This is a genomic window from Stenotrophomonas sp. CFBP 13724 (genome assembly GCF_014841975.1).
GTDB lineage: Bacteria > Pseudomonadota > Gammaproteobacteria > Xanthomonadales > Xanthomonadaceae > Stenotrophomonas > Stenotrophomonas lacuserhaii.
Genome location: NZ_JACYUW010000001.1, coordinates 25,642 through 38,690 on the forward strand (window position 1 = coordinate 25,642; position 13,049 = coordinate 38,690).

The window sequence follows — 13,049 nt, forward strand, 5'->3', positions numbered from 1 at the left end:
ATGAGTCAGGGCAAGATCGTTCAGATCATCGGCGCGGTCGTCGACGTCGAGTTCCCCCGTGAGTCGGTGCCGAAGGTGTATGACGCACTGAAGGTCGACAACACCGAAATCACCCTCGAAGTCCAGCAGCAGCTGGGCGACGGCGTGGTCCGCTGCATCGCCCTCGGTTCCACCGATGGCCTGAAGCGCAACCTGGTCGCCACCAACACCGAGCGCGGCATCTCCGTGCCGGTCGGCCCGGGCACCCTGGGTCGCATCATGGACGTGCTGGGTCGCCCGATCGACGAAGCCGGCCCGGTGGCCGCCAGCGACACGTGGGAAATCCACCGTGCCGCACCGTCGTACGAAGACCAGTCCCCGGCCACCGAGCTGCTGGAAACCGGCATCAAGGTCATCGACCTGATGTGCCCGTTCGCCAAGGGCGGCAAGGTCGGCCTGTTCGGCGGCGCCGGCGTCGGCAAGACCGTCAACATGATGGAACTGATCAACAACATCGCCAAGGCGCACAGCGGCCTGTCCGTGTTCGCCGGCGTGGGTGAGCGTACCCGTGAGGGCAACGACTTCTACCACGAGATGAAGGACTCCAACGTCCTGGACAAGGTCGCGATGGTGTACGGCCAGATGAACGAGCCGCCGGGCAACCGCCTGCGCGTCGCGCTGACCGGCCTGACCATGGCCGAGTATTTCCGCGACGAGAAGGACGCCTCGGGCAAGGGCAAGGACGTGCTGCTGTTCGTGGACAACATCTACCGTTACACCCTGGCCGGTACCGAAGTGTCGGCACTGCTGGGCCGCATGCCGTCGGCCGTGGGCTACCAGCCCACCCTGGCCGAGGAAATGGGCGTCCTGCAGGAGCGCATCACCTCCACCAAGAACGGCTCGATCACCTCGATCCAGGCCGTCTACGTGCCGGCCGATGACTTGACCGATCCCTCGCCGGCGACCACCTTCGCGCATCTGGATTCGACCGTGACCCTGTCGCGTTCGATCGCCTCGCTGGGTATCTACCCGGCCGTGGATCCGCTGGATTCCACCAGCCGCCAGATGGATCCGCTGGTCATCGGCCACGAGCATTACGACACCGCCCAGCGCGTCCAGCAGACCCTGCAGAAGTACAAGGAACTGAAGGACATCATCGCCATCCTGGGCATGGACGAACTGTCCGAAGAAGACAAGCAGGCCGTGACCCGCGCCCGCAAGATCGAACGCTTCTTCAGCCAGCCGTTCCACGTGGCCGAAGTGTTCACCGGTTCGCCGGGCAAGTACGTGTCGCTGAAGGACACCATCCGTGGCTTCAAGGCCATCGTCGATGGTGAGTACGATCACCTGCCGGAGCAGGCGTTCTACATGGTCGGCGGCATCGAAGAAGCGGTCGAAAAGGCCAAGAAGATGGCCGAAAAGGCCTGATCCGGATCGGGCGGGAGCGATCCTGCCCGACCTGACACCGGCGCCGGACACCCGTCCGCGCCGTGGCTCCTCCCCGGTGGCATCGTGCCGCCGCGAACAGTGAAGAGATTTGCATGAGCACGATCCGTTGCGACATCGTCAGCGCCGAGCAGGAAATCTTCCGGGGTGAAGCGACCCTGGTCGTGGCCACCGGTGAGCTGGGCGAGCTGGGCATCGCGCCCAAGCACGCACCGCTGATCACCCGCCTCAAGCCGGGCAAGATCGTGGTGACCCAGGCCAATGGCGAGCAGCTGGACTTCTTCATCTCCGGCGGCATCCTGGAAGTGCAGCCGCAGGTGGTCACCGTGCTGGCCGACACCGCGATCCGCGCGCAGGATATCGATGAGGCATCGGTGCGCAAGGCCAAGGAAGAAGCCGAGCGCATGCTGGCCAACCGTGGTGAAGGCATGGAGATCGCCGAGGCCCAGCAGAAGCTGGCCGAAGTGACTGCCCAGCTGCAGGCGCTGGAGCGCCTGCGCAAGAACCTGAAGCACTAAGCACCTGGGTGGGTCCGGAGGGTGACGACCGTTGGTCGTCATGCTCCATCTCCGATAGGTATTCCGACGCCGGCCCTGTGCCGGCGTTTGTATTTTCCGCGCATTGCCCATGACGCCGGCGGAACTGTGCGCCGGTTCCTCGTGCTGGCGACCCCGCGTGTTCACCCTGTGTGCTTCTTCTTCCGGAAGGTGCGCCATGCTTGTTCCACATTGCTGCCGGACAGTGCTTCTTGCCACGTTGCTGCCTGCTGCCGCGCAGGCCACTCCGATGGATCGCTTCGTTGCCGTCGCCGCCGAGCGCAATGCCATCGCGCATCAGGTGGCGGCGTTCAAGTACCCGGCCGCGCGCCCGGTGCAAGATCCCGTCCGCGAAGCACAGGTGCTGCAGGACAAGCGTGTCCGGGCGACTCAGCTCGGCCTGGACGCGGAGGCCGTCGTGCACTTCTATCGCCAGCTGATCGAGGCCAACAAGCTGATCCAGCATGTGGCGTTCCATCGCTACGCGGCAGGCGAGGTGCCGGCGCCCGCGCCTTCGCTTGAGGAACTGCGCGGCATGATCGACGTGGCAGACGAAACGCTGCTTGCGCTTTGGCCTGGGATCGCCCCGCAGCGCGGCCAGCCGGGCTGCACGAAGACGGTTGCGGAGGCGGTGGATCACGGCATGCAGGAGGCCGCCGGGCATGTCGCGCTGGTGCGGGCTATGATTGATCTTTGCCGCCCCGAGGCTGGCGGCATGCGCTGATAAGGCAAGGAGAGCAGGGTGCAGCAGATCATCGGGGCGGCAGGGTTTACAGACCGCTGGACACGCTTGCACGCAACGTCCGGCTTTGCCTGGTGCGTCCTGTGGCTGGTGCTGTGCCTGCCGTGGCTGCTCGGCGTCTGGACGATTCCCTTCGATGCCGTCCAGCAGTTTTTTCCTGCGGTGAGCTTCACCGCCCAGCAGCTGCTGCTGGGGGACGTGCCGTGGTGGAATCCCCACCTGCACGGTGGCTATCCGCAGCTGGCCGACCCGCAGATGATGACCCTGCAGCCCACCGTGGTGTTGCCGATGTTGCTGGCACCGACGTCGCTGCATTGGTTCACGGTGGTGATCCTGCTGCATGTGCTGGTGGCGGGGATGGGGGCGTTGAGGCTTGCGGCAACGCAGGGGTTGCAGCGGTTGCCGCAGCTGATGTTCGCACTGGTGTTCCTGTTCGGCGGGGTGGCGGCGGCGCGCCTGCAGCACACCCCGATGATCGTCAGTTACTGCCTGCTGCCTTGGCTGTGGCTGGCGCTGGACCAGCTGCGCCGTCATCTGCACTGGCGCCATGCCGTGCTGGCCGGCGTTGTCGGCGGACTGTGTGCGCTGCAGCTCACACAGGTCACTTACCTGATCGTGCTGGCGTGTGCGGTGTTCTCCATCGCCGCCGTGCTGATGGCACCGACACGGCGCATGCGCCTGTGTCTGCAACTGGCGGCCGTGGGCGCGATCGCCGCAGCGATCAGTGCCCCGCAATGGCTGTCCACGTTCGCGTGGCTGGCCCAGACCAACCGTGATGGCGTGTCACTGCAGGCCGCCCTGCCGGGTGCCATCCATTGGCAATCCCTGGTCACTTTGCTGTCCGGTAATGTGTTCGAGCAGGGACGCGGCGACAGCTGGGCGTTCGGTGATATCACCACCGACTATCTCTACATGGGCGCGGTGCCGTTGGCGGCGTGGCTTGCATGGGGTGGCGCGGTGGTGCGCAGCGACCCGCGCGGCGCGCGTATCGCGCTTGCGGTCTTCGTGCTGGCCGTGCTGTTCGCGCTGGGCGGTGCCACGCCCCTGTTCCCGTGGCTGTTCGGCTGGCTGCCGGGGCTGGACCTGTTCCGTCGCCCGTCGGATGGATTGTTCCTCGCCGTCCCGGCGGCGGCATGGCTGTCCGCGCATGCGCTGCAGTCGGCCCTGCAGCGCGATCGGCTGCGCCCGCATCTGCCATCGCTGCTGGTGGCGGCCGTGCTGGCCGTTGCCGGTGTGTGGCTCGTCGTGGACAGTGGGCGCCTGCAGGGCAGTGCGTGGCTGGCAATCAGCGTCGCCATCGGGGCGGTCGCGGTACGCCAGTTGATACGCCACCGGTCGCCCTCGCGCTGGCTGCTGGGACTGATGCTGCTGGACCTGCTGATGTTCAACGTCAGTACGTCGTTCAACGCGCGCAGCGCCACCCGTCCGGTGCTGACCGCAACGCGGCCCGGGCCGGCGCAGAGTGCGTACCGGCTGCTGTCCGCGCAGCGCAGCGACGGCCTGCCGGAACGCGCACTGGCATTCGGCGTGGGGCCGTTGACCAATGGCGCGGCCGTGTACGGCCTGGCACTGGCCAACGGCTACAACCCGTTGCTCGACCGCCGCGCCCTGCAGATGCTCGGCATGCCCGGCGATCCGCTCGACCGCGTGCAGCAGAAACCGGAAACGCCATGGACGCCGGACTTCGATGCGCCGCTGTACGATCTGATCGGCGTGCGCTGGGTGCTGGCACCGACCGCGTTCCCGGGTTCGCATGCCTACGACGCCGAACTGCAGGTAATGCAGCGTGACAGCGTGCTGCCGCGGATGCTCAATCCCACGGCAGTGCATCGTCATGATGAAGACCTGCCGCCTGCCGCGGCATTCAACCGCACCGACTTCAGCACCACGGTCTGGCTGCCCGGCGATACGCAGGCGGCCTGTGCCGATGCCGGTGCGGGCAGGCTGCAGGTGGGCGCGACGGTCTACCGGGCCAGCGGGCTGAGCGTGCAGGTGGATGCGGCCGCGCCGGCGTGGCTGGTCGTCAACGAGGTGTCCGCTCCGGGCTGGCAGGCCAGCGTGGATGGGGCGGCAACCCCGCTGATGCGCGCCAACGGGCTGTTCCGTGCGGTCTGCGTACCGGCCGGTCGCCACCAGGTGGCGTTCCGTTTCAGCCCGCTGCAGCTGTGGCGCGAAGGATTGGGGCAGCGCCTCGGCCGCTGAGGCCCGTGTGGCGTGAGATCGCCGGTCATGAAGCGGTAGCGCCGAGCCATGCTCGGCGGCATCGTTCAGGCCACGGCCCGCTGTGCTCGCCGAGCATGGCTCGGCGCTACCGATGTGCTGCGCGATGTTGCTCTGGTAGCGCCGAGCCATGCTCGGCGAGCGCAGCGGCCAGCCTGGGTCAGCGGAACACCATGCGCCGCATCAGCAGGAACGACAACCCGGCCAGCCCGCCTTCCACCAGCGGCTTGGCCAACCATGCGTACTTCAGCCCCAACGCGTGATCGGCTGCAGTGACCAGTACGGTGCTGAGCACGGTGAGCACGGCCCACAGTGCGATGAAACGGCCAAAGCGCTTCCATCCCAGCCGTTGCTTGCCGGCATCGGCAAAGGTGTAGCGTCCGTTGAGCCAGAAGCCCAACAGCATCCCGCAGGCGCGTGCGATCACGTTGCCCGGCACCACCGGCACGCCCAACGCCGTCACGGCGACGAACACACACCAGTCCAGCAGCAGTTGGAGCAGGCCGACGATGAGGTAGGAGCCACCTTGGCGGAGCAGGGTCATGGACGGGTAGATGCAGGATGCGTGAGTCATGTTAACGGCGGCCGTTCTAGAATGGCGCGAAACCATCGCGGACCCTTTTTTCCATGACCCAAGCCCTGCACGTCATCATCCTCGCCGCTGGCGCCGGCAAGCGCATGAAGTCCGTATTGCCGAAGGTGCTGCAGCCGGTGGCTGGACAACCCATGCTGGCCCACGTGATCGCCACCGCACGCGAGCTGAAGCCGGATGCGATCCACATCGTCTACGGCCATGGCGGTGATGCCGTGCGCGCGCATTTTTCCAGCCAGCCCGACCTGCTGTGGGCCGAGCAGTCGCAGCAGCTTGGCACCGGACATGCCGTGGCGCAGGCGATGCCGGAGGTGCCGGACGCCGCGCAGGTGCTGGTGCTGTACGGCGATGTGCCGCTGATCCGTGCGCAGACCCTGCGCGAGCTGCTGGACCAGCCGGGCCGGCTGGCGGTGCTGGCGGCGGAAATGGACAACCCGACCGGCTACGGGCGCATCGTGCGCGATGCCGAGGGCAAGGTCGGCTCGATCGTGGAGCAGAAGGACGCCAGCGAGGAACAGCGCCGGATCCGCACCATCAATACCGGCATCATCACCGCCGAGTCCACCGCGCTGCGTCGCTGGCTGTCTCAGCTCTCCAATGCCAATGCGCAGGGCGAGTACTACCTGACCGATGTGTTCGCCTTTGCCGCCAACGAGTACACCGCAGCGGACATGACCCTGGTCGCCGATCCGCAGGACGCCGAAGGGGCCAATGATCCGTGGCAGCTGGCGCAGCTGGAACGGGCCTGGCAACAGCGCGCGGTGCGTGCACTGTGCGTGCAGGGCGCGCGCGTGCTGGACCCCGCCCGGCTTGATATCCGGGGCGAGGTGATCGTCGGCCGCGACGTTCAGATCGATGTCAACGTGATCCTGGAAGGTCGCGTGGAACTGGGTGACGGGGTCAGCATCGGTCCATTCACCCGCCTCAAGGATGTCACCCTGGGTGCGGGCACCACCGTGCTGGCCCACTGCGACGTGGAGGGCGTGGTGGCACAGGGCGCGGCGCAGATCGGGCCGTTCGCGCGGCTGCGCCCGGGCACCGTGCTGGCCGACGGCGTGCACGTGGGCAACTTCGTGGAAACCAAGAAGATCCGCATGGGCGTGGGCAGCAAGGCCAACCACCTGAGCTACCTGGGTGATGCGGTCATCGGCAGCAAGGTCAACATCGGCGCCGGCACCATCACCTGCAACTACGACGGGGTGAACAAGTCGCAGACCACGATCGGCGACAACGCCTTCATCGGCTCCAACAGTTCGCTGGTGGCGCCGGTGCTGGTGGGCGAGGGCGCGACCATCGCCGCTGGATCGGTGATCACCCGCACCGCGCCGGATGGCCAGCTGACCGTGGCACGGGCACGCCAGCAGGTGGTCGAGGGCTGGCAGCGGCCGCAGAAGAAATCCTGAGCGGTCCCCGGCATGCCCGGTAGCGCCGGGCGATGCCCGGCGTCGCGGGTCAGTTCTGCGGCAACAACAACGACACGCACAGCCCGCCTTCGGTGCGGTTCTGCAGCGCGATGCGACCGCCGTGCGCTTCCACGATCTCGCGGGTCAACGCCAGCCCCAGGCCGGTGCCGTTGCGCTTGGTGGAATAGAACGGGGTCAGTGCGTTCTGCAGCACGGCCTCGTTCATGCCCTTGCCGCGATCCAGTACGTCCAGCCGCAGCCACTGCGGCAGGCGGGTGACCTTGACCCGCACGTCGTCGTTGGGCGGGTCGGCGTCGGCGCACGCTTCGTGTGCATTCTTGACCAGGTTCAAGAGCGCCTGGCCGAGCTGGGCGATGTCGACCCGGCTATGCAGGTCTTCGTCCAGCGCGTCCATCTGGAACGGAATCTGCTGCTGCAGGCTGGCCAGGAACGGTGCCCAGTGCACCGTCTGCAGCTGCGGCTGCGGCAACTTGGCAAACCGCGCGTAGCCCCGGATGAAGCCCTCCAGATGGCGTGCGCGGTCTTCGATGGTAGAGAAGATCTCCGGCAGGCGGTCGAAGCGCTCGCGCTTGACCAGTTCACCGCCGGAGTGCGCCAGTGACGCAATGGGAGCCAATGAATTATTGAGCTCGTGGCTGATGACACGGATGACCTTCTTCCATGTCTGTACTTCCTGCCGGCGCAGTTCGGCGGTGAGCAGGCGGATCAGCAGCAGGTCGTGCGGCCGTCCATTGAGATGGAAGGCGCGTCGCGATAGATGGTAGATCTGCTCGTCTTCCTCGTCCTCGCTGTCCTCTTCGCGCACCGCGAACAGGCTGTCGCCGCCGCGCGAGATGGCATCGCGCAGGGCGATCGGCATCTGTTCCAGCAGTTCGGCCAGGCGCTGTCCTTCGAGCTTGAACCCGCCGTGCAGCAGCTTGCGCGCGGCCAGGTTGGAGAACACCACACGCTGCAGCCCATCACCGCCGGCCGCCAGCAGCAGCATCGCCACCGGGGTGTTCTGCACCATCGTGTCCAGCAGCAGTTCGCGTTGCACCAGCGATTGACGCTGCTCACGCAGCACGTCGCCCAGTTCGCGGTGCGCCTCCACCAGGTGGCCCAGCTCGTCCTGCGCCGACCAGTGCACGCTGAAGTTGAACTCGCCGTCCTTGTAGCTGCTGACCACGCCGGACAGCGCGCGCATCAGCGAGCGGACCGGTGCGATGGCGCGGTTCAGGCTGAACCACATCAGCCCCAGCAGCACGATTCCCGACAGGATCGCCACGCCCCAACCGTGGTCCATCCAGTACGCCAGCAGCCATGGCAGTGCGGCCGCAAGGGCCAATACCGGCAGCAGGCGCAGGAACAGCTGGAAGGTGAAGGAGCGTTGCCTCATTCGCGCGGAATGCCGAAGCGGTCCATGCGCCGGTACAGGGCCTGCCGGCTCAGCCCCAGCTCGGCAGCGGCCTGGGCGATGATGCCGTGGTTGTTGGCCAACGCGCCTTCGATGCGCTGGCGGTCGGGGTCGATGGTCGCAACGGCGCCACGCGGGGCGGCGGGCGCGCGCGGCAGGTTGAGGTCGGCTACTTCGATGCGGTTGCCGATGGCCAGCAGTTCGGCGCGCTGGATCACGTTGCGCAGTTCGCGCACGTTGCCTGGCCAGGGGTGGCGCTGCAATGCCGTGCGCGCGGCGGCGGACAGTGGCTTGTCAGCTGCCAGGAAGTGCTCGGCCAGCGGCACGATATCGCCGGGCCGCTCGGCCAGTGGGGGCAGCGTCAGCTCGACCGTGTTGAGCCGGTAATACAGGTCTTCGCGGAAGCTGCCCTCGCGGATCATCGCGCCCAGGTCGGCATTGGTGGCGCTGACCACGCGCACCTTGACCTGGCGTTCGCGGTTGGAACCAAGCCGTTCGAAGCGGCCGGTTTCCAGCACGCGCAGCAGCTTCATCTGGCCGCCCAGCGGCAGGTTGCCGATCTCGTCCAGGAACAGCGTGCCACCATCGGCGGCCTCGAATTTGCCTTCGCGGGCCTTGTTGGCTCCGGTGTAGGCACCTGCCTCGGCACCGAACAGTTCCGCTTCGATCAGCTCGGCCGGCAATGCGCCACAGTTGACCGCGACGAACGGGCCCTTCGCCGCCGCCGAGTTGGCCTGGATGATCTGCGCGATCTTTTCCTTGCCGGCGCCGTTCGGGCCGGTGATGAGCACGGGCAGCGTCGACCGCGCGACCTGGCAGGCCAGCGCGATCACGCGCTCGCTGGCAGGATCGGCGAATACCGCACCGCACAGATCGTAGCGTTGCTCCAGGGCGCTGCGCTGGCGCTGCTCGCGTTGTCGCCGACGATCCAGCTCGCTGCGTGCTTCGGATAGTTCCAGCAGGTTGTTGACCGTGGTCAGCAGCTTGCGGTCATCCCACGGCTTTGGCAGGTAGTCGGCCGCGCCGGCCTTCACCAGCTCCACCGCCGTGCCGAGGTGGGTCCACGCGGTCAGCAGGATCACCGGCAGGTCCGGATGGGCTTCACGGATGCGGGCGAACAATGCCTCACCTTCTTCGCCGGAGGTGGTGTCCTCGGTGAAGTTCATGTCCTGGATCACCAGGTCCACGGGGTGTTCGCGCAGCAGGGCCAGGCCCTGTTCCGGCGACGTCGCCTGCAGGGTATCGATGTCGTGCAGCGAGAACAGCACGTCCAGCGCGGTGGCCACGCTGGTGTTGTCGTCGATGATCAGGATCGCGGGCATGCGGCAGCTTCAGTTGGCGCCGAGCCGTGCTCGGCCGAATGCAGGCGCCGGGCAGGGCACGGCGCTACGGACATCATGGCAGCAGGATATACAAGCCGGGGCGGGTATGCCTCAGCTGCCGCGGGTGGCCACCGCCGGCGGCACTGCGGCGGCGCGCCGTGCCGGCCCGAACACCGCCACCTGGCCCAGCAGCCACAGCAGCACCGCGCCCACCGGCAGGTAGACCAGCGGCATGCGCGGCAGCTCGTAGGTATTCATTAGCGCCAGGTTGATCGCGTAGGCGGCCAGCATGCCCAGCACGATACCCACCGTGGCCAGCAGGAAGTTCTCGGTCTGGAAGTAGCGCAGGATCTGTCCCCGCGTCGCACCCAGTGCGCGGCGGATGCCGATCTGCTTGCTGCGCTGCTGCACCCAGAAGCTGGCCAGCCCGACGATGCCCAGTGCGGTCACCACCAGTAGGGCCACGCACACGGTGATCAGCAGGCCGACCATCGCCCGGTCGTTCTTGAAGTAGCTGTCGCGCTGCTCTTCGTAGGTGAGCTTCTCGCGTACCAGCCGGTTCGGATCGTTGCGTTCCAGTGCCGCCAGCGCAGCGGTCAGCACTTCCTGTCGGCGCTGCGGATCGGTACGCAGCAGGTACAGCCCTTCAGTGAAGGTGGTACGCATCGGCAGCAGCAACGACATGTCGGTGTTGTCGTCCCAACCGGTAGGCGTCGCCAGGTGCTCCACCACGCCCACCACATGCACCGGCTGGGTGCCGATGTAGAACGTCTTGCCGACGGCGGACGTGCCCGGCGACAACCGGTCGGCAGCGGCCTTGCTGAAGATGCCCGCCACGGCCTTGTCGTTCGGGAAGGCCTTCATGGCCTCTTCGCGATCAACGAACTCGCCGGGCTGGAAGTCCCGTCCGGCCACCAGGTTCAGGCCCAGCGTGGGCAGCGCGTTTTCGTTGACGTAGTACATGGTGGAATGGATGGTCGGCTTCTCCTGTTCGGGCGTGAGCGAGATACCGCTGTTGGACGAACTGGTGCGGAACGGCAGCTGGCTGGCCCGGGTCACGCTGGTGACGCCGGGGATCGCGCGCAGCGATGCCAGGTCTTCGCGGGTGCGCGCCATGGCATCGGTCTGCTTGCCGATGCCACTGACCCGCACCACCACCAGTTCTTTTTCGGCCAGGCCACTGGGCTGGCTGATTTTCTCGATGCGCTGGCTGACCAGGAACAGCGCGTTGCAGACGATGGCGCAGGTCAGTGCGACTTCAAGCACGATCAGCGAGGCGGCGGTCTTGTGCCGGCGCAGCGTGCTGAGGATGGGGCGGATGTCCATGGTGATTCCTCGTTGACGTGCTTACTGCGACTTGAGCTGGATGGCCGGGGTGACCTGCATGGCGCGCCACGCAGGCAGCATGCCGGCGGCCAGGCTGGCGAACAGGGTCAGGCCGATGGCCAGCACCAGCATGCTGCCGTCCAGATGGGCGAGCTTTGCGTATTCCACCGGCTGCTGACGCACGGCATACAGGCCGATCAACGCCAGTCCGATGCCCAGCAATCCGCCGGCGACGCCGACCGCGCCCGCTTCCACCACGCACTGCAGGAAGATCTGGCCACGGCTGGCACCGAGGGCGCGGCGCACGCCGATTTCGCCGCTGCGGCGCAGGAACTTGGCCAGCAACAGGCCGACGGTGTTGATCAGGCATACCACCAGGAAGCCGAGGGCCAGCCAGACCTGCAGGCGCACGTCACTGGGAACGGCCTTCTTGTAGTCCAGCCATTCCATCACGGTGGAAAGCCGGGTGTTGGCCGGGCGCTGGAATCGACCCGCTGCCCGCTGCTGGTCCGAATAGTTGACCAGGTACTGGCGGAAGTCATCGGCCTTGGCCGGGTCCAGTTCGACCCAGTACTGCAGCCAGGTGCAGGGGGCGTTGAGGTCGTAGCTGGAGCCGTCCGGGGAGCCGTCGCCGAAGCAGTTCATGTTGCCCGAGCTGCCCATCTTCAGGTCGATCGACGTGGAGAACGGCATCAGCACGTCTTCTTCCTGTCCGTAGGCGCTGAAGGACAGGTCGAAGAAGCGCGGCTGGGGCTGCCAGGCCTTCAGTACGCCGACCACGCGCAGCGAATGGCCACTGACGGTCAGGTTGCGGCCCACGCTGTTGGCACCGTTGAACACCTTGTCGTTGAGCGCCTTGGAAAGCACCACCACCCGACCGCGCCCCTCGTCGTCGGCCGCGGTCCAGGGATTGCCGTACTGGAACGGCACGTCGAACATGGGGAAGAAGTCGGCCGAGGTGTAGCGCGAATCCACCGAGAACGGCTTCAGCGTGCTGCTCTCCGGCACGATCGTGGCGCCACCGGCGGTCATCACGGCCTGGCGCTGCGCGCGTTTGTCACGCAGCATCGCTTCCGCATCGAAGCGGGTCATCTGTTCTTCGGGTTCTTCGCCGGGAACGTACCCCGACTTCGGGCGCGGATCCAGCTGCACGTAGAACAGGCGGTCGCTCTTGCCCGGGATCGGATCGCCGGACAGCACGTGGAAGACCGTCAGGGTGGTCATCGAGGCGCCGATGCCCAGCGCGATGGCCACCACCATCAACGCGGTCAGCACCTTGTTGCGGCGGAAGCTGCGCACGGCCAGGCGGACGTAGTAGGCGAACATGGCCGACCTCACTCGTTGACGGCGGCGATGCGCCGCGCGGTGGCCAGCACCGGCTCGCGCAGCAGGTCGGTGACCTGGCCGTCGACGATGTGCACGTTGCGTTGCGCACGGGCGGCCAGTTCCGGATCGTGGGTGACCATCACGATGGTGGTGCCGGCGGCGTTGATCTCCTCCAGCAGCTCCATCACCCCGCGCGCCATCGTGCTGTCCAGGTTGCCGGTCGGCTCATCGGCCAGCAGCAGGCGCGGGCTGCCGGCCAATGCGCGGGCGATGGCCGCGCGCTGCTGCTGGCCGCCGGACAGCTCACTCGGATAGTGCTTCATGCGCGAGCCCAGGCCGACCTGGCTCAGCGCCTTTTCAATGCGCTCGCGGCGTTCGGCCGCGGACATGCCGCGGTAGCGCAGCGGCACATCGACGTTGTCGAACAGGTTGAGATCGGGGATCAGGTTGAAGCCCTGGAAGATGAAGCCGATCTTCTGGTTGCGCAGGCGGCTGCGCGCATCGTCGCCCAGCTTGCTGACGTCCTGGCCATCGAGCAGGTAGGTGCCGCTGGTGAAGGTCTCCAGCAGGCCGGCGATATTGAGGAAGGTGGTCTTGCCCGAGCCGGAAGGACCGGTCACGGCGACGAACTCGCCCTCGTTGACCAGCAGGTCAAGCGAACGCAGGGCATGGGTTTCCACCTGTTCGGTGCGGAACACTTTGGCGACAGCGCGCATCTCAAGCATGGTTCTCTCCAGATTCCG

11 protein-coding genes are annotated in these 13,049 nt (G+C 66.8%); 5 read left to right on the top strand and 6 right to left on the bottom strand.

All coding sequences use genetic code 11. The features are described 5' to 3' along the window. The 4 genes from atpD (at position 1) to IFT63_RS00140 (ending at position 4,905) form a co-directional block, all read left to right on the top strand. Positions 1–1,407, top strand: a complete 1,407-nt coding sequence (gene atpD, locus IFT63_RS00125) for a F0F1 ATP synthase subunit beta (protein ID WP_042614574.1) — start codon at positions 1–3, stop codon at positions 1,405–1,407. A 113-nt stretch (positions 1,408–1,520) separates the two neighbouring features. Next, positions 1,521–1,943 carry a F0F1 ATP synthase subunit epsilon gene (locus IFT63_RS00130; protein WP_042614575.1) on the top strand — a complete coding sequence of 141 codons (423 nt, stop codon included), beginning with the start codon at positions 1,521–1,523 and terminating at the stop codon, positions 1,941–1,943. A gap of 268 nt (positions 1,944–2,211) precedes the next feature. Further along, the gene (gene aroQ / locus IFT63_RS00135) at positions 2,212–2,685 is read left to right on the top strand and encodes a gamma subclass chorismate mutase AroQ (RefSeq protein ID WP_192082862.1); all 474 of its coding nucleotides are present in this window, start codon (positions 2,212–2,214) and stop codon (positions 2,683–2,685) included. 66 nt (positions 2,686–2,751) lie between these two features. Beyond that, positions 2,752–4,905, top strand: coding sequence for a hypothetical protein (locus IFT63_RS00140; RefSeq protein WP_192082863.1), 2,154 nt, complete (start codon positions 2,752–2,754; stop codon positions 4,903–4,905). A gap of 178 nt (positions 4,906–5,083) precedes the next feature. Here IFT63_RS00140 and IFT63_RS00145 read toward each other — a convergent pair whose 3' ends face one another. Further along, positions 5,084–5,467 (bottom strand): GtrA family protein, encoded by a 384-nt coding sequence (locus tag IFT63_RS00145; protein WP_192082864.1) that lies wholly within the window; start codon positions 5,465–5,467, stop codon positions 5,084–5,086. 83 nt (positions 5,468–5,550) lie between these two features. Between IFT63_RS00145 and glmU the strand changes: the two genes are divergently transcribed. After that, the gene (gene glmU / locus IFT63_RS00150; RefSeq protein WP_042614577.1) at positions 5,551–6,918 is read left to right on the top strand and encodes a bifunctional UDP-N-acetylglucosamine diphosphorylase/glucosamine-1-phosphate N-acetyltransferase GlmU; all 1,368 of its coding nucleotides are present in this window, start codon (positions 5,551–5,553) and stop codon (positions 6,916–6,918) included. A 49-nt stretch (positions 6,919–6,967) separates the two neighbouring features. Here the strand turns inward: glmU and IFT63_RS00155 are convergent, their stop codons facing one another. From IFT63_RS00155 to IFT63_RS00175, 5 genes are all read right to left on the bottom strand, one after another. Next, complete coding sequence (locus IFT63_RS00155; RefSeq protein WP_192082865.1) at positions 6,968–8,314, bottom strand: ATP-binding protein; 1,347 nt, start codon at positions 8,312–8,314, stop codon at positions 6,968–6,970. Next, positions 8,311–9,654, bottom strand: a complete 1,344-nt coding sequence (locus tag IFT63_RS00160; protein ID WP_192082866.1) for a sigma-54 dependent transcriptional regulator — start codon at positions 9,652–9,654, stop codon at positions 8,311–8,313. Before IFT63_RS00160 ends, IFT63_RS00155 begins: the two co-directional genes overlap by 4 nt. Positions 9,655–9,765: 111 nt before the next feature. After that, positions 9,766–10,980: an FtsX-like permease family protein gene (locus tag IFT63_RS00165; protein ID WP_192082867.1), complete on the bottom strand. Its 1,215-nt coding sequence runs from the start codon at positions 10,978–10,980 to the stop codon at positions 9,766–9,768. A 21-nt stretch (positions 10,981–11,001) separates the two neighbouring features. Next, positions 11,002–12,306 carry an ABC transporter permease gene (locus IFT63_RS00170; protein WP_042614581.1) on the bottom strand — a complete coding sequence of 435 codons (1,305 nt, stop codon included), beginning with the start codon at positions 12,304–12,306 and terminating at the stop codon, positions 11,002–11,004. 8 nt (positions 12,307–12,314) lie between these two features. Continuing rightward, on the bottom strand, positions 12,315–13,031 hold the full coding sequence (locus IFT63_RS00175) for an ABC transporter ATP-binding protein (protein WP_042614582.1): 717 nt from the start codon (positions 13,029–13,031) through the stop codon (positions 12,315–12,317). Positions 13,032–13,049 lie beyond the last annotated feature (18 nt).